Origin of the sequence: Serratia proteamaculans (assembly GCF_013337185.1) — a bacterium.
Lineage (GTDB): Bacteria > Pseudomonadota > Gammaproteobacteria > Enterobacterales > Enterobacteriaceae > Serratia > Serratia proteamaculans_D.
This window is the reverse complement of the sequence record NZ_SWDE01000001.1, coordinates 1,974,552-1,997,230: the sequence shown is the minus strand read 5'-3', so window position 1 is coordinate 1,997,230 and position 22,679 is coordinate 1,974,552. Positions and strand designations below refer to the sequence as shown.

Here is a 22,679-nt window from a genome sequence, read left to right as displayed (position 1 = left end):
ATGGACAGGCAGGTCACGATGCTAAGCACGAAAGACCCTATCCAGGACAGAACAATAAAGTACACAAACTCATATTTACTGCTCATGCCCGATGCTCCCTAATGGAGTATTCGCTCTCTTCCCAAAGATATTTAATGCTTTCCTTGGCCAAAGAGAAGTCATGAGAGGTTCTAATCGCGAGCTTTCTCATGGCATTCAGTCTGTGGGTGTACACTGTTTTCAAAGCAATGCCATTACGTTGGCTAATATTTTCGATAGAGTAACCATTGAATATTTGACGCAAAATCTTTTTTTCCATATCTGTCAGGGACACCTTGGGTGGCGGATAGCTGTCCTTTTTAAACGCAATTTTATTAACGGCAAATAATATATCATCGGTATCACAGCATGAATCAAAAAGGAATTGATTCTTAATGGATTTGTCAATATATTTCATGTAATTATCAGGGACGAGCGCAATGAATTTATTCGGCAACCATTCACGAGAAAGTAGCATAGCCAGATTCATATCAGATGACGCGATATGTATAACATAAATATCTGAACTGTATTGATGTTCATCAAGAATCGTCTCAAACTCTGATGTGCTCATGTGGCAATATGAAAACCCAAAATCACTGGCTGAAGAACTGAGTCCCAGACTAAAGAATTTATCTTCCGTTACAATATGAACTTTCATGGGTTTTCTCCGATCGGTAAATTGAGTTTTTATATCGCTTATTATCATGAGCTCTCTTTATTAGAGGAGAGTGAGCTAATCCCCGCCATCATCCCCGACTTGCCGTTACCGGAAGTCATGGGTTTACATTGCGTGTTAAATCGCTGAATAGCATTGGTATTACTTTTCTTCGCCTGAGGCATCATCTGATAGTTAATACTGCATTGCATTTCAGCCCCATCACCCCAGCTAACTTTCAACTGACCTTTTTCTTTCGCCACTCGGGCATAAACCTGGCCACCCTGACCAACGGCACCGACATAATCGCCGGCACTGTTAAATACGCTGGCGCCAAAGGGAATTGGCTGTTGCATATAGGTGGAGTTGATTAAAATTGGCATCCCTTTTTTGGTGTCATATTTAACCTTGACTACCGCGCCGGAGTAAGGGGCAACCTTTTGCGACGAGTTAGCCAGCTCAACATCAAAATCAATGCCTTTCGGATCAATACTGACATTATTCAATTGATACGGGTCGAGATAAGGTACCAATGCGTAGCCATTGGAATCGATGTAAACCCCAGGGTAAGAAGAAACACGCGCCCCTGATGCACCCTCCGCTTCAACCAGCGCATAGGTGTCTGCATTGTAAGGGGTGAACGTCACCCCGCCGGAGTGGGCCACGATTGCTCCGCTCATACCTGCAGACGCCGAGTGATAACCGCTACCGGCACTGTAAGTGCCGCTTAACGAGGTCGCAGGGGTACGATATTGCCCATTCACCGAGCCACTGCTGCCAACGCCCTGGTTTGCATGCATTGCAGTGACGCCATAGCTGAATTGGTTATCTTCGCCTAATGAGCCAGAAACCGCTGCCTGCTGGCCATAACGACCCGAGCCGTCCTTGGTCAGATCGAGACGCAGCTGTGGTGTTTGTGCCTCATAAGCGTATCCAAGCGGCAGGCTAAAGCTAAGCAAATAGTTATTTTGCGCACTTTCAAAATTTGAATAAGTGCGGTTAATGCTGATGCTATAACTTAGTTGTTTATATTTATTGCTATAACCGGCCTGGTACTGTTTGTCTGCCCCATCTTTATTCCAGTAGTTTTGTAATGATCCGCTGGCATAAAACTGTCCCCAATTGTCTGGTAAGCCTTGCCCGGCCGTTACCGTAAAGCGATTTTTGGCGCGCCATACCGAGTCTGGTGAGAGGCCATCGGCTACCGCGTCGCGAGTTTCCATCGCCGTCAAGTAATCCATATAGCCGTCAGTGGAGAAACGATACGCGGCGAGTGACAGGGTACTGTTGGTTTCCGGAACCGTTTTACTGTAGGTGAGCCGATAGCTCTGCCCACTCATGTAGTTTCCCGTTGAATGTCTGCCATCTTCATCGGTGACATTATTAAGATGCGTACGGGCTTGGGTAATATCCAGCGCAAAGGCACCCAGGCTGGTTCCTGTTGCCAGGCCCAACTGAATGGCATAGTAATCCTGGCTGAGCTGCAGGCCGCCGTAACCCGTTAAGGCGTTGGTTAAACCGTATTGATAAGTTCCCTGATAAAGTGCGGGTTTACCGTGAATACGGTCATTCCTGAGTTCACCGGCAGTGATCGCATACTTTGATGCGCCGGGACGTAATAACTGGGCGACAGAAGCATAGGGAACAAGGAATTCTTGCTCGCTGCCATCTGCTTCACGCACGGTAACGCGCAGGTCACCGCCGTACCCCGTGGGGTAAAGATCCTTAATAAGAAACTCACCTGGCGTGACGGTGGTCTGATAAATCACCTGGCCGCTTTGACGAATAGTGACCTGGGCGTTGGTACGTGCAATGCCACGGATTTCGGGTGCATAGCCACGAAGAGAGGCTGGCAACATACGTTCGTCGCTTGCTAACTGAATACCGGAGAAGGGTAATGTATCGAATACCTGCCCGTTAGTATTGGACTGCCCCAACAGTGCGCGTCCCTTGATACTTGGGATATCATGCTGCAGGTAAGTATTGATACTGTCATACTTCTTTTCACCGTCTTGCGTCCAGTTATAGGCGCCGTTATGTCGTAAATACCAGGACCCTATATTTAAGCCGGCATTAATCCCGCCATAGAAGGATTTATAATCGACATTGTTTGAATGGCTGGTATAGGCATTAAGGTTATAACCTAACATAAATGCCGGGATACCACTGTCCCACAACGAAGGGCTCACGGAGTCGCGCGCTGTTTGCAGCATATATTTCTGCGGGATGATAATATCTAACCGCTGTTCATTGCTGTCATAATTCAACTGAGCCTGAGGTATTGCTTTCTGCAGATCAACACACTCCTCTGCAGAACCGTTTTTTTTCAGAAAGTCAGAAGGCAGTGCTTCATAGTTAAAATTAATATTCTTTATAATATCGACAGTTATACAGGGATGAACCGAGTTATCTGCCTGGGCTTTGAATTTCAAATTGCTGTTTGAAACCTGAACATTATTAACATAAATTGAAGTTTGATATATTCCTGGGAACACGGCGGAACCATTGGCAAAACGTGACAAATCGACCGGTTCTTCATTGCCTAAATTGAGAAATGTAGAATCAAATGTTACATTTTTGGCAATGGTTCCAGACAACGGAGCTGAGGCATCTGAGGCATATGAGATATCTGATGAAGTATATACAGAGATCATTGCCAGTGCCAATGTGGTTTTTCTCATCATTGTATTTAAGTGTCCCCAAGTGAAAAATATCTCTTCAATAAGAAATTAATGTTTAATATAAATTATTGGTTTTTTTAATTTACTTTAGATACGAACTTTACAACGGCACCATAGTCATTCACGAATTCACCATTAATGTCAGCTCCTCTTTTTATCGGTAAGGAGAAGGTTGCTTTACCCTTTGGCGGAATCATTTTCCCTTCAACTTCTTTACCATTAGACTGAACGCTGACCAGTGAAACATAATATGGCGTCGGGTTTGTTGCCTGAAGGCTGGAACCATTAGCTTGCCAGCTTAATGATTTAGCTGCTTCATTAGGGTTCCCTTGCAAACCGGCAGGGCGGTAAAATAATTTTATGCGTGTCCGGAATGCAACCTGCATAAAGTTTTCACTCGTAGCGACTTTTTTCTTGGCGGGGATTTCAAGAGTATTAAGCCAAAAAACAGATTCTTTGTCTGCCGGCAGTGGACTTCCGGTGTAACTGATACGTATGGTTTGCCCTTTGTCAGGATCAACACGATTAATGGGCGGAGTCAGTACAAAGGGAACCTTAATATTTTCAGGTTTCTCTTCATTATCCCCATTATCGATCCAGTTTTGGACCAGTACAGGCGACTGCCCCTTGTTTTCTAACTGAATGGTAACTTCCCTTGCCGAAGATGGATAGATAACACGGGTACCTTTTATTACTACGCTGGCAAAGGCATTGTTACCCATAAGTATGCCCAGCAGGGTTAATGCAAATACACCTGATTTAATTATTGGTTTTAACGTCATGCTTTAATCTCACACACAAAAAAGCGGGGAGACAGCGTCTCCCCTGGTATAATTTATTTGTACTGAATGTTGTAAACTACATTACTTACTACGGTGCCTGGGGTAGCAGCACCTTCAGCGTAATATTCTACGCCGTATTTCATCGTTGCAGAGCCAGAAGAAACGTCAACGTATGAAGTGCCATCAACCTGGCTTGAATCGCCAACATTGATTACATTGCCTGCATTCTGGTCATCAAGAAGTTGCAGGCTGACATTGGTCGCGGTACCGGACAGGTTCTGCAGGCGGCCGTTAATATCAACGGATGGGCCATCCTGGAAGAATGCGGAAGCGGTAGTCAATGTACCGGCACAATTATCCAGCTGCATTGGGAAGCTGGTACGGCCAGTGGTTGCGCCAGCAGTCTGCAGTTCATTCTGGCCAACGGTTGGCAAGGTTACAGTTGCGTCTGCAGCCTGACCAGCGACAGTAACGTCACAGGTAGTTGCAGTAACTTCGCCGTTAAAGGTAATAGTACCGCTTGATGCAGCCTGAGCCATTTCCATAGAACCGAATGCGGCGAATACAATTGCAGCGATGGCTAACTTTTTCATTAAACTTCTCCATTAATTTTTAAAGTAATCCCTCAGGTCCAGAGGAATAGTAGTTATGTGTCTGAACTTCGTCTGTTACTGAATTTTTCACAGACGTATTAATACTCTCCTCCGTACGTAAACATCACGTAAGAAAGAAAAGAAAACAAACTTATTACACGCAGAAAGCCAGATTAACAAAGCATAGGGTCGTGTTGTTTTAACGCGATATTTATATATTAATCTGGACGGTTATTACTGTTGATAAGTATGATGCTCGTACATATCATTAGTTTTCGCCGTTCACTTTCTGCCGGGATACAATAGGGGGGAGATGCGTTAAGGCAAAGTGAAATAGCCTTATTCATTGATTAAGATGCATTCTTTGTTATGCCACACGATTTAAAACAACACCCAGTACGTTATTTTGTATCTAATTGATTTTGCTTGATTTTATTCTTAATAAGATTTATCTAGGGGGCGTATACTTTTATTGATTTCTTTGCCTATAATTTAAAAAATAACTGATTTTTGTAATATCACAACTTTCGGTATCAATATGAAAAATAAAGAAAAATTTATAATTAATGATGTGGTAATCTTTGATTTCCAAGAAAAAACGTTGGAATCTGTTGTACATGCCGGTCAAACGGCAACGATAAGCCTACCGGCAAGCCGTTGTTTACATATGTTGTTACTTAATCCAGGGGAGGTGATAAAACAAAAAGAATTTTTTACACAGGTTTGGGGGGAAAATGGCCAATACGTCACTAACAATACGCTTTATCAGAATATATCCATCATCCGCAGAGCGATGAAGTCAGTTGGGCTCACCGATGAGATAGTTATCACGGTGCCGAAGGAGGGGATAAAACTGGTTGCTGAAGTACAGCGAATCCACTCGAATGAAAATGTTTTAACCAATGTAACAGAGGATAGTCAGGTTGCGGGAAATGAAAGCGACAGCTTCATTGTGGAACCGCCGGCAGATATGACAGATAGCCAAGAGCTTCCCGCAACACCACTGGGGCAGGCAGAAAACGCGGAAAAAGAAGCACTGGAGCCTGACGCGATTTTATATGAAAGCGTGGAGGTTTCTCATCCTTCAGGTAAGGAAGGTGATCTTTTTTCAACAAATTGGAAAATCATCTACATCGCACTGATTACCTGTTCCATTCTTGTTACATCTGGTCTTTATTTATTTGAAAATCCAAAAAACAAAGATTTCTTTTCAGCTTATATGAAAATAGGCGAGGTTAATAATTGCTCTGTTTATGCTGAAAAGAATAATATTTATCGACGGCAGGATGGATATTTATCATTTTTCCGTGAAATGAAAATTAGTTGTCAGTTAAAGCAAGCCGCATACGTTACTGCTAATCCAAGTAATACAAAATTAACCGTTATTATTTGCAATGGTAATGGAAATGACAATAAAAATGGTAGCAATACATCAACATGCTTTTCAAAATACTATTCGGGTCTGAAAGATGAAAACTAAAATATTCATTTCAATCTTGTTGCTTTCCTTGTTGGCAATGCCGTTGTCTCTTTATTTGTTGAGTTACTTCAAATCAAATCACTTCACCTGTCGTGCAAAGACATATATATATCGTGGAGATGTGCGCTACTTTACCTTGATGAAGTTTGATTTTAACGGTGGCACCGGACATTTTAGTTCCGTGAGTGAGTATCATGATGGTAAAGTTAGTTTGCCTAGAATAAATATAAATTTCGACTTCTCATATAGCAAAAATGATGCTGGTGTTTTGTTGTTATCCTCGAACTCAACCTTGGCCCCTTCAATAGCAAAACAGTTACGACCTATCATGGCTGATTTCTTTATTTATCCGCAACGAGGTTATCAGGTACGTGTGGAAAAGTTTTATGATGACGGTTATGTTTTCATCGAGGGAGATCTTCCGGCATTTGTGTGCATAAAAGAGTGATCTGTAGTTAAGATATGGAAATTTAATGATGGCAGAGGATTGTATGAAAAAAAACAGTGACATTGAAAATATAAATATCCATAAAAAATCTGTATCTATATACAATTTTCAATGGTTTTTAATTGTCAATATACTGATATCTATTTTTATGCTTTTGCATATGGGGAAGGGATATGGTGCTAGTGTACACTCATTGAAATGGTACTTTTCAATTCCTGTTGTCATTATAGTGTCATCAGTTGTATTTTTATTTTTTTTGAAGCGCGTGAGCGAAGACAAAACACTAAGTACATGGAGGATAATCAATCTATACTCACTGTTGCTGGCAGTGCTATGGTCCGGTGAGTTTTATGTCATCATTGTCGCTACAAGTTCAAGTATTGTTTTTCCTATTGCGATAGCGTTGATTTTTTCTTCTTTGATTCCGTTTTTTTCTTTTCCATTGTTATTGATTTTGTTTACATTTCCAATCACCGTTGTGGTTTTTTTTACATATATCATTGCGAATGACGCTTTCTCATTTAGCTATTGTTTTTCTGCTTTTCTAATCGTTTTTGTTATTCACTCAGCCAGAAAGAATCTTGATAAATGGTTCCATGTTGCTATCGAAAATGAATATAAAAATAAAGAGCTTCTCGAAAAGTTCAAACAGTTGGCCAATACAGACCCTCTAACCGGGCTTGCGAACAGACACCACTTTAATAACTATTTAGAGGCTGTTTTCAATCGCGAGAGCTTTAACAAAAATGGTTTGTCAATTATCTTGCTTGACGTGGATTTTTTCAAGAAATACAACGATCACTATGGTCATTTGGCTGGGGATGCGTGCCTGAAAAGCTTGGCGACATGCCTTAATGGTTGTATCCGAAGAGCTTATGATTTAGCCGGTCGCTATGGTGGGGAGGAGTTTATTATAGTGCTTCCAGCGACATCGGAGGCAGACGCGATTATTGTAGCCGAGAGAATAAAATCAAAGTTGGCGCTATTGGCGCTCCCCCACTCAAAATCAACAATTTCCACCCATGTTACTGTTAGTCAAGGGATTTCAACCTGGCGACCAGAAATGCACGTACATGACTTGATTGATTGCGCAGACAAGGCACTTTATCTGACTAAGCATAGTGGACGTAATGGTTATACTTGTTATGTTGATGACGTTAATTCATGAATATAATTTAACCGTTGTTTTTTATTTCTAATCCTGCTCATTTCATTAGCTGCTCATTTGTTCTGTCTGTTTTCCTCAGTACGATTGAGCTGCGCTCTGACCCTGGTTAACCTGGTGTATTTTCCGCTAGGAGGGAATTTAATTTCATGCGGGTGGGAGAACCCTGCGGCCAGGAAAGCCGCAGGGTATGGGGATTACGGCGTTACAATATTGAACCAGAATTCAAAGTTATCCATGTAGCCTAACATTTCGTCCATTTTCGCTCCGTTCCCTGCGACCTTCACTTCTCCCTTATCTTCCGCCTGTTTGAGCGTTTCCTCCTTGAGGATGATTTTATTCAATGTGTCGCGGTTAAGGGTGAGGGTGGCATCGGCATCTTTGGCTTCGGCATTGGCGGTGTGGTTTAGTACCCCGTTTTCCAGTTCCAGCTTGTACTTGCCGCCATCGCTGCCAAGATCGATGTTAAACACGGCTTTGGCCTTGCCAGCCTTTTCTCCGTTGATATGCACCGCCAGGAAGTCAAAGAACATTTCCGGCGTCATCGCACGGACGGTATCCGGGCTGGCGGTATTCGGGGTTGGTCCTTTCACCACGCCGTTACGCAGTTCCTGAGCGCCGGTGAGGTAGAAGTTACGCCATGGGCCAGATTCGGCCTGATAGCCCAGCTGTTCCAGGGCATCAGCTTCAAGGTTGCGCGCATCCTGATTCTTCGGATCGGCAAAGACTATTTTGCTGACGACCTGAGCAACCCAGCGATAGTTACCCTGATCAAAATCGGTCTTGGCTTTCTTGAGGATTGCATCGGCACCGCCCATGTAATCGACAAATTTCTTCGCGGCTTCTTCTGGTGGCAGCTCATCCAGCGTGGCAGGATTGCCATCAAACCAGCCAAGATAGAGCACATAAGTCGCTTTAACATCATGGCTCACCGAACCGTAATAACCCCGGTTGGCCCAGGTTTTCGCCAGGCTGTCCGGCAGTTTGAACTGCGCGGCTATTTCATCACGCGTCAGGCCTTCATTCGCCATGCGCAGGGTCTGGTCGTTAATATAGCGGTAAAGGTCGCGCTGGCTCTTGAGCAGGTTGACGACGTTCTCGTTACCCCAGGTTGGCCAGTGGTGCTGAGCCATGATGATTTCCGCTTTGTCGCCCCAACGAACTATCGCTTCGTTGATATATTTCGACCAGGGGAGGGGTTCGCGAATTTTTGCGCCGCGCAGGGAATAGGTATTGTGCAGCGTATGGGTCACATCTTCTGCCGCTTCGATGAGCTTCTTCTCTTCGATAAACCACAGCATTTCTGATGGTGCTTCAGAGCCTGGAGCCAGCATGAAATCATAGGTAAGGCCGTCGATGACCTCTTTTTGGCCATCTTTCTCAATGATGTTGGTTGGGGCAATCAGGGTGACGGTACCCGCCGAAGTGGTGGTACCCAGCCCGGCCCCCACCTGGCCTTTGGCTTCAGGTTTTAGCAGGTTGCCGTACATGTAGCTGGCGCGGCGGCTCATGACGTTACCCGCCATGATGTTTTCTGCCACGGCGGCCTCCATAAAGCCGGCAGGCGCATAAACTTTCACTTTGCCCGACTTAACATCGGCTTCATCGACCACACCGCGCACACCACCATAATGGTCTACGTGGCTATGAGTGTAGATAATCGCGACAACGGGTTTCTTACCTCGATTTTTATAATAGAGATCCATACCCACTTTGGCGGTTTCCGCCGAAACCAAAGGGTCAACCACAGTAACGCCTTCTTTCCCCTCAATAATGGTCATGTTGGACAGATCCAGGTTACGGATCTGGTAAACACCCTCCGTGACCTCAAACAGGCCGCTGATGTTAATCAACTGCGACTGACGCCACAGGCTCGGGTTAACGGTATCCGGTGCTTTTTCGCCTTCCTTGATGAACGCATACTGCTGCGGATCCCAGATGACGTTGCCTTGCTCACCTTTGATAATTTCGGTGGGTAAAGCAGCAATAAAGCCTTTATGAGCGTTAGCAAAGTCGGTGTTATCTGAGAAGGGGAGCTGATCGTACAGCGCATCATTGGCTTGTTTGGTGGCAGCGGCCGCTTCTTTCGGCGCAACTTCTGCCCAGGATGGAATAGCGAAGCTGGATAGTACACCCGCTAATGCCAGCCCTCTCATGATTGGTGTGAATTTCATTGGGATCCCCGCTGATTTTTAGAAGGAGAGAAATGAGTCACTGTCATGTCCCTTGTAACGATTTGTAACTCAAGTATTAAATGTAATAGATGATCAAGATTCGGCAAGTTTAAATAAATAAGGAAATTATCCTTGATAAAATAGCGTTTTGGTTTATATCGGGAAGACGGATCTTAGCGGGGGAGGTTTTGCGGTGAACAGATAAACCATAAAAATCATATCATTAGAATTCACGGTCTGTCTGATTTTATGTTTATTACGCTAGTTTAATATTTTTAATGGTTGATAAGAATTTTCGTTACAGAGAGGGTTTTTTAGCAGTTATCTTTCTGATGAGTCTATTTTATAGGGCGTGAGAGAATATATTTCCGCAATCTAATTATTAAAGTGGTGCGCCGACGGATTATCAGCGCACCACCTTCAGATCAGTGCCTCACCAGCGTGGCGAAATAGTACACCAGCGGGATCGCCAGGAAATATAACCCGAACGGAACTTCACGCCATTTACCGGCAATCACTTTGATAATGATATAAAACAGCAACCCGCCGGCGATACCGGTACCAAAGCTGTTGGCGATCAGGGTTATCATCACCATCATCAGTACCGGCAGGCCGTCGGTGAAGTTGGCCAAATCAACTTTGCGCAGCCCGCTGAACATATTCAGGCCGATCAAAATCAGCGCCGGGGCGGTGGCTTCTTTCGGGATCATCAGTGCAATCGGTGTGAACAGCAGCATCAGCAGAAACATCACCGCGGCGGCCAATGCGGTTAGCCCGGTTTTGCCACCGGCTTCTGCCGCAGCAGAGGATTCAATCAGTGCGGTGGCAGCGGGAATACCGACTATCGGGCCAAGCGCGGCGGCGATAGAGTCCACCATGAAGGGCCGGTTGATGTGCGGCATATTGCCGTGTTCGTCCAGCAGCCCGGCCTCACCGCCTACGGCCAGCGTAGTGCCCATGGTGGAGAAAAACTCCGAGGCGAAAAAGACGAACAAATAGGGCAGGAAGGCAATATTCAGTGCGCCGATCAGGTCAACATGGCCAAGCACCGGGGCCAATGAATGCGGCATCGCCATCAGGCTGGTTGGCAGGTGGGTAACGCCGAACGGGATGCCGACCAGAGTCGCAAACAGGATGGCCCACAAAATAGCACCGGGAATACGTCGGGCCTGCAGGGCGATCGCCAGGAACAGGCCGCAGAGGGCGATCAATGCTCCAGGTGCAGTGAAGTCACCCAGCATCAACGCATTGGATTTTGCGTTGGCCAGCACCAGCCCGGCATTGCGGAACCCCAGTATTGCCACGAACAGCCCGATGGAGGCCGTCAGCCCCAGCTTGATCGATTGCGGTACCGAACGGGTGACCACCTCACGTAGCCCGAGCCGGGTCAGGGCGAAAAACAAAATACCGGACCAACAGGCGATACCCAGGCCAATCTGCCAACTGATGCCTTCGCTGCCTGCCAGCGTTACGCCAACCAATACAGAACCGCCAATGCCTGGCCCGACGATAAACGGCAGGTTGCCGTAAAACGCCATCAGCAAGGTCCCCAGCACGAATACCAGAATGGTACCGGTGGTTACTGCACCTTTATCCATGCCGCCGACGGCAAGCAATCCAGGGATCACTACCAGCAGATAAGCCGCCGCCAGAAAGCCTGTGATACCGGCCAGGCATTCGGTTTTGACCGTGCTTTGCCGCGCGTGCAGTTGAAAACGTCGTTGCAGCCAGCCCCCTGGTGTTGGAGCAGATGTAGGTACTGAATTATCAGCCATTAAATTATCTCCGCAGCTATCTAATTATTATGATTATTTTTATACCGGGGTTTCCCAGCAGGCGATCAGCGGATCGACAATCTGGCGTGTTGAGCCGTCGGTCAGGCCGAGATCGGTCAGGTGCGGCCCGGCGTTACACGCCAGGCAGGTGCCTTCAATCGCCTTGAAAACCCGGTAAGGCGGTTCCCAGTCGGCGATGCGTGCGCTCAAATCGCGCAGGTTCTTAAACTGTTGTGCCAGTTCGGTGGCGGGCAAGTCGGAGAGCATACCGGCAATCGGCATTGCTACCTGCGCCAGAATTTCCCCGTTTTGACTCAAGGCCATGCCACCGCCACTGGCGATCAGGGCGTTGGCGGCCATAGCCATGTCGGCGGCATCACGGCCCAACACCACCAGATTATGTGAATCATGTGAGTAGCTGGTGGCAATGGCTCCCCTTAATTCCCCCCAACCTTCCAGCAACGCCAGCTGCGGTATGGCCTGATGGCGACCATGGCGGTGCTGCACCCAGATCAGGCTAAAGCCTGGCGGGATCTGGACTTCGCCGTTACGCACTTCGACCGTGGTTTCGTTCCACTGGGTAAAACGCGCGCCCTTTATATGGCGCAGAGTGGCTTTGCCGTGACGGATCGCCGGAACCTTCAACACAAAGTCCGCGGCAGCCAAAGGTGGCAGGCGCAGGGTGTCACGCGGTGCCGTCACGTTAGGGTTAGCGTTGAGCGGCTTTTGCATCTTGCCTTGCTGTGCCGTCAGTTTTCCTGCGACGTAGACCTGTTGCGCACTAAGGTGCGTCAGGGAGTCAAACACCACCAGATCGGCGATGCGACCTGCGGCAATCAGCCCTAGGTCGTTGCGCTGCAAGCGAATGGCGGCATTGAGCGTGGCCATCCGCAGCACGTCGGTCGCCGGCAGGCCTTGTTCAATCAGCATATTGAGTAACGCCACAATGCCGCCTTTTTCCAGCAGCATATCGGGCGGGACATCATCGGTGCAGACGGTGATTTGTGAGGACAGATGCGGTAGCGTTTTCAGCGCTGCGACGATCTCCGGCAGCAGATAAGGGTGGGAACCTCTGATCTCCAGCGTCAGACCGGCGCGTAATTTCTCCAGCGCATCGGCTCCGGAGGTCAGCTCATGGTCGGAAGTGACTCCCGCCGCCAGATAAGCCTGCAGATCGGCGCCGCTCAGCCCGCGTGCGTGGCCTTCAATCAATTTGCCGCTGTTGAGCCCGGCATTGAGAATTTCCAGCATGCGTTCGCTGCCATTCAGCACGCCGTGCATATCCATGACCTCGGCGACGCCACCGACTTCTGGCCAGGCCAACATGGTTTCCATTTCCTGGCCGGCAAAATCGGCACCGGACATTTCCAGCCCCGGAGTGGAGGGAACGCTCGAGGGAGCCGCGCAGATCACCCTGAGTGGCAGGTCACGGCTGGCGTCTACCGCATAGCGCACACCGGCAACGCCAAGCACGTTGGCCAACTCGTGCGGATCCCAAAAGATGGTAGTGGTGCCTTGAGCAACGACGATCTCGGCATAGCGCTCCGGCGGCAGGTGTGAGCTTTCAACATGTACGTGGGTGTCTATCAGTCCAGGGCTCAGATAAGCGCCGGCCAAATCCTGCGTGTGCAAAGCTTCGGTCAGGGTACCGCAGGGATGAACGCTGGCGATCAGTGCGCCGACGATGCCGACATCGACGTTACGGATTTCGCCGGTTGCCATGTCAATTAACGCGGCGTTGGTCAGCAGCAAATCAAAAGGAAGCTGGCCTAAAGCGGCCTTTACCGCACGCTGGCGATCGCCCGTGCTGATGCAATGAGTGGTCATGGTAATTACCCGGCATGATGACAGGGTTGTTACTCTAGGGCGGCGGGCTGGCTTTGCACAGATGATTTAATTTATCGCCTGATAAGAAACGTTTATGCTGTCGCAAACGTTTACTTTTTGGCGGACGGAAAACCTGACATGTCTGAACCCTGGCGCCGATTACCCGCGCTTTCTCTAAAGCAGATCCAATATTTCGTCACCCTGGCGCAGCTACGTCATTTTACCGATACCGCAAACCGTCTGGCGATCAGCCAGCCGGCGTTGAGTAGCGCATTACGGCAGATAGAGACGGTGCTGGGGGGCAAGTTGGTAAACCGTACCGCTTCAGCGGTGACGCTGACTGAGCAGGGCGCGGCCATCTTGCCGCATGCCGAACGACTGCTGAATGTGGCGCAGGCGGCTTTTGATGATATGCAACGCATTATGCTGGCAGGCGGGGATGGCACTTTGCGTATCGGGTTGGTGCCCTCGGTCAGCGGGCTGTTATTTCCGGCCGTACCGCAATTGCTGGCGGCGAATTTTCCGCGTTTGCGGATAGAATTCCACGATCAGACCAATGACTCATTGTTATTGCAGTTGGAGAACGGGTTGATCGATTTTGGCATTGGTGCGCTCGACAGCTCGGTGCCGGACTCGCTGGAGATATATCCGTTGCAGGAGGATCCGTTCGTGGTGGTTATGCGCCGTGACGATCCGCTGGCTGAATCTCATCATCTGCCATGGCGTCAATTAACCCGACGAGATATCGCGGTTTTCTCCAAGGGGAATATCAGTAGGCTGGTTTTGGCGCTGGCGGAAAGCCACCGTTTGAATTTAACCGCCCGCTATCAGGTGGATTTTTTAGAGACGTTATATGGCCTGGTGCGTTCGAAATTAGCGGTGGCTATTTTACCGCAGCTTTACACCACGCATTTGAATGATGATGAATTAACCGTGGTTCAGCTACAACAACCGATGCTTAGCCGCACCGTGGCGTTAATGCGCAGTGCGCATCGGAACCATCCGGCGTTAATTGAGGATTGTTTCCAATTGTTATTGCAGGATTTTCAGCAACGAATGAAAGTGCAGTAAGTCAATGAGATAAATAGAGAGATAGAGGTAACATTGAGGCCGACGAATGTATCGGCTCAACGCGTTTTTAGCCTGGATTATCTTACGAATTTCCAAACGGCAGTAGGGATTTTATCGTAGAGCTTATTCATGGTGAGCTCGGCCAGGCGGTGGTCGGCTGCAGAGTAAAACAGCTCCAGTTCGTCATCTGAAAGCTCATACTTGTTTTTTTCAATAACGCGTTCCAGTGTTTCGATCGTGGTGCATTTACGTAAACGCATCAGATAATCAATTTTAGTCATGATAACCTTTGGTGTTATAAACCGTCGAATAGAATAATTTGGGGATAATTATCCCCTAAGTTTTCATTGTCGTACAGATGTCCTCTCCTGAGAACATTCTGAATAATCGCGCCTTGGTTTTCTGCCAGCGACGCAGATCGGAATCATTTATACCGTAACTGCTGAACAGCGTGTAGGTATCATCGAGGTACTCTTCGACCAGTTCCGATAAATCACTTTCGTCCATGTATTTAATTTTATAACTCATCACAAATGAAGCAATATGTTCGATCAACTCATTAAGCTGGAGGTTGACGGAAGATGTCGGATCGTTCACCCAGCCGTGGTGGCTGTCGCCCAACGTGGCGATACCTTCATCATACAGGTTTTCACACAAGAATTTCAGCTGAGCAATATCGTGCCTTTTAGGCGAATACTCATCCATATCATCCCCTCCGTAAGTCTTAATTTCGGTGTTGATAACACTCTGTGAGTAAGCTGATTTACATCATGGACAGAGGTAGCTTAAAAATGATGGTAAAATAAACTTCCCGTATAATGAATATAAATCATTTCTTCGCATCTGGCCTGCTGTTATTACGTAAACTTACAATTCATCTGCGGTAGATGGACGGGAGTTATCAATGATGTCAAAGATGAGTCCCGCTTCGGCCAGGCTAAAAGTGACGCTATCGCTGATGTATTCCTCGGCGCTGATATCCAGACAGGCATTGAAAATTGTCCATTTATAGCGGTAACTCATTGAATACTGGCTGCTGCTCAATTCATGAATATCAAGTGTTTCTAATGAACCTTTAGCATAACGCGCGCTTTCCGAATAAAAACTCAGGCCGCTGGTCAATGCCGGCGCCAACTCTGATATTTTTTCGTTAATCACTTTCTTTAGTTGTTTAACAGAAAGTGCTCCCGTCATTGTGTCGCAGCGAAGAGTTACTTGCATTTAATGCCTGACAGTATAGCGATTCTATCTATTAATCTTACTCCTTTTTTATCAATTCGTCGGTAAACTTTTCGTGAACAGTCGGTTTTTTTTACACAATCCCAACATTGTTTATCGATTAATAACCCTGATATTTCTCAGTATATCCCGGAAGGAGTAGTACTGATGTTCCCAAACCGGTGAATTGGCAATGAAAGTCGCTCATCCATTGTAACGTTCAGTTGCAATAATCGTTGAGATGGGGCTTGAGTCATCAAAGTTTTCGTGATGTTATAATATAACATTAACGCATCCTTCCGCCTGACCATGAAACTGACATCTACACCGCAAGATGGCGCTATGTCGCCATTAAATTCATTGTTCACCGCCTCTGCCGGATTGCGCTGTGGCATCGCCATTTTGTTACTGGCCATACTCTGGGCAGGCATCTACTGGGCGGTGGCACTGCCATGATTAGCTTAAAACAGGCTGTCGTGGGCTACGGCAGTACACCGCTTTTTCCGCCGCTCAGCGGACACTTCACCACCGGTTCTTTGACTGCCGTTGTCGGAGTGAACGGTGCCGGCAAGTCAACGCTGTTGAAAACGTTGACCGGGCTTTTACCACTGCAAAGTGGGGATCTGTCTTTCAGTGGAAATAAATTACCGCGCAGGGCTTATTTGCCACAGCAGGCCGAGCTGGATCGCCAATTCCCCATAGTGGTCAGCGATCTGGTGGCGATGGGCAGTTGGCCGAAGATGAGTATGTTTGCCGGGCTGAATAAGCGCGCGGCACTGCAGATTGCCGAGGCGCTGGATACCGTAGGGATGACTTCGATGGCCCGCAGCCCGGTTGGTGAGCTTTCCGGTGGCCAACTGCAGCGGGTACTGTTTGCCCGGCTGCTGGTTCAGCAGGCACCCCTGATTTTACTGGATGAGCCTTTTACCGGTATCGACAGCGCCACTATCCAGCTATTGCTGCAAGTGATTGCTCAGTTGCATCGACAGGGCAAGACGGTCATCGCGGTACTGCATGACATGTCGATGGTGGCGAACCATTTCCCGCAGGCCTTGTTATTGACGCCACAGTGTTGCCACTGGGGGGCGGCAGATCGGGTATTGGAACACATTCCAGCGTTGAATATTGCCAGCTCGCCGTTGTGTCGAATGGCGGTGGCGCAATGACGTTAGTTGATCTCCTTGTCGATCCTTTTGCCTCGTTCGGCTTTATGCGCCGTGCGCTGGTGGCTTGCTTTGCCCTGTCGCTCAGCGCTGCGCCGCTGGGTGTTTTTCTGCTGTTACGGCGCATGAGTTTGGTCGGAGATGCGCTGTCCCATGCGGTCTTGCCCGGTGCGGCGATAGGCTATCTGATTTCCGGCATGTCGATGGTGGCGATGGGCGTCGGTGGCTTTATTGCCGGGCTGGCGGTGGCAATGTTATCCGGGCTGGTCAGCCGGCGAACGCCGCTGAAAGAAGATGCCAGTTTCGCCGGCTTTTATCTGGGTTCATTGGCGCTGGGTGTCACTTTGGTCTCGCTGCGTGGTTCCAGCGTCGATTTGCTGCATGTGTTATTCGGCTCGATTCTGGCGGTGGATGTTCATGCGATTGTGATGGTGGGGGCGATAGCCAGCTTTTCGCTGCTGGCATTGGCCGCACTGTACCGTGCCCTGGTGATTGAGTCTTTCGATGCCACTTTTTTACGCGTCAGCGCACCACGCTGGCTGGCGTTGATACACGGATTGTTCCTGGCGCTGGTGGTGATCAATCTGGTCGCTGGTTTCCAGATCCTCGGCACATTAATGTCGGTCGGGTTGATGATGCTTCCCGCCGCCAGTGCGCGCTTTTGGGCGCGTAATCTGCCGCATACGCTGGCGGTGGCTATGGGGATCGGCATGCTCTCAAGCCTTATCGGGCTGGAATGGTCGTACTACGCGTCATTGCCGGCAGGGCCGGCGATTGTGCTCAGCGCCAGCGTGATTTTCTTTGGATCAATTTTGTTTGGGACGCGTGGGGGGATTTATTCCCTGGCGCGCCGTTGAGAAGTACCAAGTGCAAGGAGAAAGTATGAAACGTTTACCTATATCGCTGGCAGTGGCTGCTCTGCTGTCCAGCCCATTGGCCATGGCAAAGACAGTGGATGCCGTCGCCAGTTTTTCCATCCTCGGTGACATCGTCAAGCAGGTGGGGGGAGAACACGTCAATGTCTCTACGCTGGTGGGGCCGGATGGCGACCCGCACAGCTTCGAACCTGCACCGAAGGACAGCAAGCTGCTGTCACAGGCTGATGTGGTGTTCGTCAGTGGCCTGGGACTGGAAGGGTGGATCGATCGCCTGGTCAGTGCTTCGGGTTACAAAGGGCAGGTCATTACCGCATCGCAGGGGATCAACTCGCGTCAGATGAACGAGGATGGCAAAGATGTCACCGATCCCCATGCCTGGAACAGCATGAAAAATGGCGTGCAGTACGCCACCAACGTGATGAACGCGCTGATTGCCGCTGACCCTGAAGATGCCAATTATTTCCGTCAGCGTGGTGCGGAGTATATCCAGCAGTTGCAGAAGCTCGATCTGTGGGCCAAAACGCAGTTTGCCGCAGTGCCGCAACAAAAACGCAAGGTGCTGACCAGCCATGATGCTTTTGGCTACTTTGGGCAAGAATATGGCGTCACCTTCCTTGCCCCGGTCGGCTTCTCGACTGAAGCTGAGGCGAGTGCCAGCGACGTGGCCGGGCTGATCAAACAGATCAAGCAGGAGAAGGTTAATGCCTACTTTATTGAGAACCAAACCGATCCGCGCCTGGTGAAACAGATTGCCGCCGCCACCGGTGCCAAAGCCGGCGGTGAACTGTATCCAGAGGCATTGTCCAAAGCTAATGGTCCAGCAGCCACTTACGTGCAGGCATTCAAACACAACGTTGATACCTTGCTCGGCAGCATGAAATAACGGATCCGCCCTGTCTGTCAGGCAGGGCATTTTTGGTGTTTCAGCTTTCTCCATAAAAAAAGCCCCGTTGAGCAGCAACGGGGCTTTGCGACAGACAGATGGCACTGCTTTACTTAGCGCTTTTTCTTACGTCCCTGTACCGCTTTGAAGCGGGGGTTGGTTTTACAGATCACATAGATACGGCCTTTACGGCGCACAACCTTGCAATCCGGATGGCGATTCTTCGCCGAACGCAATGAACTCAAAACCTGCATGTGGATCCCCTGTTACTTATTGCCGGTAAAGAAGCGGCCAAAACGCTGCTGGAAGCGCGCGGTGCTGCCTTCTTTAGAGAACTCTTTCTGCTTGCCGGTGTAATACGGGTGCGAAGCGGAAGAGATGTCGAGAGTGACATACGGCCAGCTTTCACCTTCAAGCTCAATGGTGCGGTCGGTGTTAATGGTCGAACCCACCTTAAAGTAGGTATCGGCACTGAGGTCGTGGAACACCACGGTACGGTAGTTTGGGTGGATGCCTGCTTTCATGATGCGCTCCAATGTAATGTTATACTATAACAATAATTATGCGCCGCACGGCAGGGCGGATCAAGTACAAAATGCATTGGCCGATAAATTAATGAGAGTGGTTTGCATTAAGCCGATGAAGCCAAAGAAAAAGGCCGCATAAGCGGCCTTTGTATTCAGAGGTTTGGGATCACTACTTTAATCAGTGATGATCAACCGGATGGCTGTGTTCCACATCGTCAGACTTCCTGCTGAAGCGGCGGCGAACCACCACGAAGAAGACCGGAACGAAGAAGATGGCCAGCACGGTCGCGGTAATCATCCCGCCCATAACGCCGGTACCTACCGCGTTCTGCGCGCCGGAGCCTGCACCGCTGCTGATAACCAGCGGCAGTACCCCGAGGATGAATGCCAGAGAAGTCATCAGAATTGGACGCAGACGCATACGCACCGCTTCCAACGTGGCTTCTATCAGACCCTTGCCTTCTTTATCCATCAGGTCCTTGGCGAACTCCACAATCAATATGGCGTTCTTCGCCGACAGACCTATGGTGGTCAACAGCCCCACCTGGAAGTAAACGTCGTTGTTAAGGCCGCGCATGGTGGCCGCCAGCAACGCACCGATAACCCCCAGTGGCAGAACCAGCATGACCGAGAACGGAATTGACCAGCTCTCGTACAATGCTGCCAGACACAGGAACACCACCAGAATCGAGATGGCATACAGTGCTGGAGCCTGGTTGCCGGACAGACGTTCCTGATAGGACATACCGGTCCAGTCGTAACCAATGCCGCTCGGCAGCTTGGAGGCCAGTTCTTCCATCAGGTTCATGGCTTCACCGGTACTCTTGCCTGGCGTTGCCTGACCCAGGATTTCCATGGAAGGCAGACCGTTATAACGTTCCAGACGCGGTGAACCGTATTCCCATTTCGCCGAGGAGAAGGCGGAGAACGGAACCATCTGGCCGCTGGTGCCGCGGACAAACCATTTATTGATGTCTTCCGGCAACATACGGAAGGGTGCATCAGCCTGTACGTACACTTTCTTCACACGACCACGGTCGATGAAGTCGTTAACGTAAGAACCCCCCAACGCGGTGCTCAGCGTGCTGTTAATGGTGGTAATGCTAACGCCCAGTGCCTTGGCTTTTTCCTGGTCAATAATCAGCTTGAACTGCGGCGTATCTTCCAGACCGTTAGGGCGCATACCCACCAGCATGTCCGGATGCTTGGCAGCCATGCCCAGCAACTGGTTACGTGCTTCGGTCAGTTTCTCATGCCCCAGGCCACCCTGGTCAATCAGCTGGAAGTCAAAACCGGTCGCGGTACCCAGTTCGATAATCGCCGGCAGGTTGAACGGGAATACCAGGCCATCTTTGATTTGCGAGAACGCGCCCATTGCGCGGCCTGCAATCGCCGGTACCTTATTCTCTTCACCTTTACGTTCAGACCAGTCTTTCAGGCTGACAAACGACAGACCGTTGTTCTGACCGTTACCGTTAAAGCCGAAGCCCGCAACGGTAAACACCGAAACCACGTTGTCTTTTTCTTTGGTCAGGAAGTAGTCGGTAACTTCTTCCAGAACCTTGGAGGTACGAGCTTCGGTTGCACCCGCAGGCAACTGCACCATGGTCAGCAAAATGCCCTGGTCTTCGTCCGGCAGGAACGAAGAAGGCAAGCGCAGGAACAGCAGCGCCATGCCGACAACGATCAGCAGGTAGATCACCAGATAACGACCGGTGCTGCGCAGAATGTTGGCTACGCTGTCGGTGTAGTGATGGGTGCTCTTTTCGAACATGCGGTTAAACCAACCGAAGAAGCCGGTTTTAACCCCGTGGTCGCCTTTCGCTACGGGTTTCAACAAGGTGGCGCACAGTGCAGGCGTCAAAATCAATGCTACCAGTACCGACAGCGCCATCGCAGAAACGATGGTGATGGAGAACTGACGATAGATGGCACCGGTCGAGCCGCCGAAGAACGCCATAGGGACGAATACCGCCGACAGCACCATGGCAATACCGACCAACGCGCCCTGGATCTGTTCCATCGATTTCTTGGTGGCTTCTTTCGGTGGCAGTCCCTCTTCGGACATTACACGCTCGACGTTCTCTACCACCACGATGGCATCATCTACCAACAAGCCTATCGCCAGCACCATGCCGAACATCGTCAGGGTGTTTATCGAGAAGCCGAAGGCCGCCAGAATGGCAAAGGTCCCCAGCAACACCACCGGTACCGCAATGGTTGGGATCAAGGTTGCACGGAAGTTTTGCAGGAACAAATACATCACCAGGAATACCAGGATGATGGCTTCGATCAGCGTTTTCACCACTTCGTTAATCGAGATCTTAACGAATGGCGTGGTGTCGTACGGATAAACCACTTTCATCCCTTGCGGGAAGAAAGGCTGCATTTTGGTCAGCGCGTCTTTCACACCTTGTGCGGTGTTCAGGGCGTTGGCACCGGTAGCCAGTTTGATACCCAGACCCGCTGCCGGTTTACCGTTATAACGTGCGGTCACGGCATAGCTTTCAGCACCGCGTTCAATGTGTGCCACGTCGCTCAGGCGAACCTGAGAACCGTCGGCATTTACCTTCAGCAGAATTTTGCCGAACTCTTCAGGTGAGGTCAGACGGGTCTGAGCGATGATCGAGGCGTTAAGCTGTTGGCCCGGCACCGGTGGCATCCCGCCCAATTGCCCTGCGGCGATCTGGTTGTTCTGCTCGGTAATGGCGGACGTCACATCCGTAGTGGTCAATTGGAAGTTATTGAGCTTATTCGGATCCAACCAGACACGCATCGCGTACTGGGCACCAAACAGCTGCACTTCACCCACGCCGGATGAACGGCTGATCGGGTCCTTGATGTTGGAGGCCACATAGTCCGCGATATCGTCCTGAGTCATGCTCGGATCGTCGGAAATGAAGCCGGCTACCATCAGGAAGCTGCTGCTGGACTTTTCAACCTTCAGGCCCTGCTGCTGGACTTCTTGCGGCAGTAACGGCGTAGCCAATGACAGTTTGTTCTGAACCTGAACCTGCGCGATGTCAGGGTCAGTGCCGGAGTTAAACGTCAGTGTAATGGTTACGCTACCAGAGGAATCACTGGTGGAGGACATGTACATCAGATTATCGATACCGTTCATGTTCTGTTCGATAATCTGAGTCACGGTATCCTGCACCGTTTTTGCATCTGCGCCCGGATAGTTTGCGGAAATACTAACCGCCGGTGGTGCAATAGTTGGATACTGCGCAATCGGCAGTTTCATTATTGACAGCACACCCGCCAACATGACGATGATGGCGATTACCCAGGCGAAAATCGGGCGATCTATAAAGAACTTAGCCATGTCTTACCGGCTC

General features: G+C 49.3%; 20 protein-coding genes. 7 read left to right on the top strand and 13 right to left on the bottom strand.

What is annotated here, in order from left to right:
• Positions 1-82: 82 nt before the first annotated feature.
• The 4 genes from FCL49_RS09380 to FCL49_RS09365 all read right to left on the bottom strand — a co-directional run bounded on the left by FCL49_RS09380 (position 83) and on the right by FCL49_RS09365 (position 4,732).
• Positions 83-679, bottom strand: coding sequence for a helix-turn-helix domain-containing protein (locus FCL49_RS09380; protein ID WP_174353289.1), 597 nt, complete (start codon positions 677-679; stop codon positions 83-85).
• 44 nt (positions 680-723) lie between these two features.
• Complete coding sequence (locus tag FCL49_RS09375; protein WP_254610996.1) at positions 724-3,360, bottom strand: fimbria/pilus outer membrane usher protein; 2,637 nt, start codon at positions 3,358-3,360, stop codon at positions 724-726.
• Between the two features lie 74 nt (positions 3,361-3,434).
• Complete coding sequence (locus FCL49_RS09370) at positions 3,435-4,079, bottom strand: fimbria/pilus periplasmic chaperone (protein WP_254611038.1); 645 nt, start codon at positions 4,077-4,079, stop codon at positions 3,435-3,437.
• 113 nt (positions 4,080-4,192) lie between these two features.
• Positions 4,193-4,732, bottom strand: coding sequence for a fimbrial protein (locus tag FCL49_RS09365; protein WP_174353287.1), 540 nt, complete (start codon positions 4,730-4,732; stop codon positions 4,193-4,195).
• A 538-nt stretch (positions 4,733-5,270) separates the two neighbouring features.
• On the opposite strand from FCL49_RS09365, the gene FCL49_RS09360 reads away from it, so the two are divergent.
• Genes FCL49_RS09360 through FCL49_RS09350 form a run of 3 tightly spaced genes read left to right on the top strand, consistent with a single transcriptional unit; the run spans position 5,271 to position 7,828 of the window.
• Complete coding sequence (locus FCL49_RS09360; protein ID WP_174353286.1) at positions 5,271-6,212, top strand: winged helix-turn-helix domain-containing protein; 942 nt, start codon at positions 5,271-5,273, stop codon at positions 6,210-6,212.
• The gene (locus tag FCL49_RS09355; RefSeq protein ID WP_174353285.1) at positions 6,202-6,660 is read left to right on the top strand and encodes a hypothetical protein; all 459 of its coding nucleotides are present in this window, start codon (positions 6,202-6,204) and stop codon (positions 6,658-6,660) included. The genes FCL49_RS09360 and FCL49_RS09355 overlap by 11 nt, the downstream gene beginning before the upstream one ends.
• A gap of 25 nt (positions 6,661-6,685) precedes the next feature.
• Positions 6,686-7,828 carry a GGDEF domain-containing protein gene (locus tag FCL49_RS09350; RefSeq protein WP_174353284.1) on the top strand — a complete coding sequence of 381 codons (1,143 nt, stop codon included), beginning with the start codon at positions 6,686-6,688 and terminating at the stop codon, positions 7,826-7,828.
• 194 nt (positions 7,829-8,022) lie between these two features.
• On the opposite strand, the gene FCL49_RS09345 is transcribed toward FCL49_RS09350, so the two are convergent.
• The 3 genes from FCL49_RS09345 to FCL49_RS09335 form a co-directional block, all read right to left on the bottom strand.
• Positions 8,023-9,999: an alkyl/aryl-sulfatase gene (locus FCL49_RS09345; protein WP_174353283.1), complete on the bottom strand. Its 1,977-nt coding sequence runs from the start codon at positions 9,997-9,999 to the stop codon at positions 8,023-8,025.
• Between the two features lie 425 nt (positions 10,000-10,424).
• Positions 10,425-11,774: an NCS2 family permease gene (locus FCL49_RS09340; RefSeq protein ID WP_174353282.1), complete on the bottom strand. Its 1,350-nt coding sequence runs from the start codon at positions 11,772-11,774 to the stop codon at positions 10,425-10,427.
• A 39-nt stretch (positions 11,775-11,813) separates the two neighbouring features.
• On the bottom strand, positions 11,814-13,601 hold the full coding sequence (locus FCL49_RS09335; RefSeq protein WP_174353281.1) for an adenine deaminase: 1,788 nt from the start codon (positions 13,599-13,601) through the stop codon (positions 11,814-11,816).
• Between the two features lie 138 nt (positions 13,602-13,739).
• Here FCL49_RS09335 and FCL49_RS09330 point away from each other — a divergent pair, with 138 nt between their 5' ends.
• Positions 13,740-14,672 carry a LysR family transcriptional regulator gene (locus FCL49_RS09330; protein ID WP_174353280.1) on the top strand — a complete coding sequence of 311 codons (933 nt, stop codon included), beginning with the start codon at positions 13,740-13,742 and terminating at the stop codon, positions 14,670-14,672.
• A gap of 77 nt (positions 14,673-14,749) precedes the next feature.
• Here the strand turns inward: FCL49_RS09330 and FCL49_RS09325 are convergent, their stop codons facing one another.
• The 3 genes from FCL49_RS09325 to FCL49_RS09315 all read right to left on the bottom strand — a co-directional run bounded on the left by FCL49_RS09325 (position 14,750) and on the right by FCL49_RS09315 (position 15,893).
• A complete protein-coding gene (locus tag FCL49_RS09325; RefSeq protein ID WP_012005558.1) occupies positions 14,750-14,953 on the bottom strand; it encodes an HHA domain-containing protein in 204 nt (67 codons plus the stop codon).
• Positions 14,954-15,008: 55 nt separating this feature from the next.
• Complete coding sequence (gene tomB, locus FCL49_RS09320) at positions 15,009-15,377, bottom strand: Hha toxicity modulator TomB (protein ID WP_004940312.1); 369 nt, start codon at positions 15,375-15,377, stop codon at positions 15,009-15,011.
• 162 nt (positions 15,378-15,539) lie between these two features.
• Positions 15,540-15,893: a hypothetical protein gene (locus FCL49_RS09315; protein ID WP_254610997.1), complete on the bottom strand. Its 354-nt coding sequence runs from the start codon at positions 15,891-15,893 to the stop codon at positions 15,540-15,542.
• A gap of 449 nt (positions 15,894-16,342) precedes the next feature.
• On the opposite strand from FCL49_RS09315, the gene FCL49_RS09310 reads away from it, so the two are divergent.
• Genes FCL49_RS09310 through FCL49_RS09300 form a run of 3 tightly spaced genes read left to right on the top strand, consistent with a single transcriptional unit; the run spans position 16,343 to position 18,814 of the window.
• Positions 16,343-17,056, top strand: coding sequence for a metal ABC transporter ATP-binding protein (locus tag FCL49_RS09310; protein WP_174353279.1), 714 nt, complete (start codon positions 16,343-16,345; stop codon positions 17,054-17,056).
• Positions 17,053-17,910 carry a metal ABC transporter permease gene (locus FCL49_RS09305; RefSeq protein WP_174353278.1) on the top strand — a complete coding sequence of 286 codons (858 nt, stop codon included), beginning with the start codon at positions 17,053-17,055 and terminating at the stop codon, positions 17,908-17,910. Before FCL49_RS09310 ends, FCL49_RS09305 begins: the two co-directional genes overlap by 4 nt.
• A 25-nt stretch (positions 17,911-17,935) precedes the next feature.
• The gene (locus FCL49_RS09300) at positions 17,936-18,814 is read left to right on the top strand and encodes a metal ABC transporter substrate-binding protein (RefSeq protein ID WP_174353277.1); all 879 of its coding nucleotides are present in this window, start codon (positions 17,936-17,938) and stop codon (positions 18,812-18,814) included.
• A 113-nt stretch (positions 18,815-18,927) separates the two neighbouring features.
• On the opposite strand, the gene ykgO is transcribed toward FCL49_RS09300, so the two are convergent.
• The 3 genes from ykgO to sdeY all read right to left on the bottom strand — a co-directional run bounded on the left by ykgO (position 18,928) and on the right by sdeY (position 22,666).
• The gene (gene ykgO, locus FCL49_RS09295) at positions 18,928-19,068 is read right to left on the bottom strand and encodes a type B 50S ribosomal protein L36 (RefSeq protein WP_012005563.1); all 141 of its coding nucleotides are present in this window, start codon (positions 19,066-19,068) and stop codon (positions 18,928-18,930) included.
• A 12-nt stretch (positions 19,069-19,080) separates the two neighbouring features.
• On the bottom strand, positions 19,081-19,338 hold the full coding sequence (locus FCL49_RS09290) for a type B 50S ribosomal protein L31 (protein ID WP_174353276.1): 258 nt from the start codon (positions 19,336-19,338) through the stop codon (positions 19,081-19,083).
• 181 nt (positions 19,339-19,519) lie between these two features.
• Positions 19,520-22,666 (bottom strand): multidrug efflux RND transporter permease subunit SdeY, encoded by a 3,147-nt coding sequence (gene sdeY / locus FCL49_RS09285; RefSeq protein WP_174353275.1) that lies wholly within the window; start codon positions 22,664-22,666, stop codon positions 19,520-19,522.
• Between the last annotated feature and the right edge of the window lie 13 nt (positions 22,667-22,679).

What these genes read in the sequence shown, in the direction of transcription:
- FCL49_RS09380 (WP_174353289.1), bottom strand. Translation starts at nt 679, where the DNA reads ATGAAAGTTCATATTGTAACGGAAGATAAATTCTTTAGTCTGGGACTC.
- FCL49_RS09375 (WP_254610996.1), bottom strand. Translation starts at nt 3,360, where the DNA reads ATGATGAGAAAAACCACATTGGCACTGGCAATGATCTCTGTATATACT.
- FCL49_RS09370 (WP_254611038.1), bottom strand. Translation starts at nt 4,079, where the DNA reads ATGGGTAACAATGCCTTTGCCAGCGTAGTAATAAAAGGTACCCGTGTT.
- FCL49_RS09365 (WP_174353287.1), bottom strand. Translation starts at nt 4,732, where the DNA reads ATGAAAAAGTTAGCCATCGCTGCAATTGTATTCGCCGCATTCGGTTCT.
- FCL49_RS09360 (WP_174353286.1), top strand. Translation starts at nt 5,271, where the DNA reads ATGAAAAATAAAGAAAAATTTATAATTAATGATGTGGTAATCTTTGAT.
- FCL49_RS09355 (WP_174353285.1), top strand. Translation starts at nt 6,202, where the DNA reads ATGAAAACTAAAATATTCATTTCAATCTTGTTGCTTTCCTTGTTGGCA.
- FCL49_RS09350 (WP_174353284.1), top strand. Translation starts at nt 6,686, where the DNA reads ATGATGGCAGAGGATTGTATGAAAAAAAACAGTGACATTGAAAATATA.
- FCL49_RS09345 (WP_174353283.1), bottom strand. Translation starts at nt 9,999, where the DNA reads ATGAAATTCACACCAATCATGAGAGGGCTGGCATTAGCGGGTGTACTA.
- FCL49_RS09340 (WP_174353282.1), bottom strand. Translation starts at nt 11,774, where the DNA reads ATGGCTGATAATTCAGTACCTACATCTGCTCCAACACCAGGGGGCTGG.
- FCL49_RS09335 (WP_174353281.1), bottom strand. Translation starts at nt 13,601, where the DNA reads ATGACCACTCATTGCATCAGCACGGGCGATCGCCAGCGTGCGGTAAAG.
- FCL49_RS09330 (WP_174353280.1), top strand. Translation starts at nt 13,740, where the DNA reads ATGTCTGAACCCTGGCGCCGATTACCCGCGCTTTCTCTAAAGCAGATC.
- FCL49_RS09325 (WP_012005558.1), bottom strand. Translation starts at nt 14,953, where the DNA reads ATGACTAAAATTGATTATCTGATGCGTTTACGTAAATGCACCACGATC.
- tomB (WP_004940312.1), bottom strand. Translation starts at nt 15,377, where the DNA reads ATGGATGAGTATTCGCCTAAAAGGCACGATATTGCTCAGCTGAAATTC.
- FCL49_RS09315 (WP_254610997.1), bottom strand. Translation starts at nt 15,893, where the DNA reads ATGCAAGTAACTCTTCGCTGCGACACAATGACGGGAGCACTTTCTGTT.
- FCL49_RS09310 (WP_174353279.1), top strand. Translation starts at nt 16,343, where the DNA reads ATGATTAGCTTAAAACAGGCTGTCGTGGGCTACGGCAGTACACCGCTT.
- FCL49_RS09305 (WP_174353278.1), top strand. Translation starts at nt 17,053, where the DNA reads ATGACGTTAGTTGATCTCCTTGTCGATCCTTTTGCCTCGTTCGGCTTT.
- FCL49_RS09300 (WP_174353277.1), top strand. Translation starts at nt 17,936, where the DNA reads ATGAAACGTTTACCTATATCGCTGGCAGTGGCTGCTCTGCTGTCCAGC.
- ykgO (WP_012005563.1), bottom strand. Translation starts at nt 19,068, where the DNA reads ATGCAGGTTTTGAGTTCATTGCGTTCGGCGAAGAATCGCCATCCGGAT.
- FCL49_RS09290 (WP_174353276.1), bottom strand. Translation starts at nt 19,338, where the DNA reads ATGAAAGCAGGCATCCACCCAAACTACCGTACCGTGGTGTTCCACGAC.
- sdeY (WP_174353275.1), bottom strand. Translation starts at nt 22,666, where the DNA reads ATGGCTAAGTTCTTTATAGATCGCCCGATTTTCGCCTGGGTAATCGCC.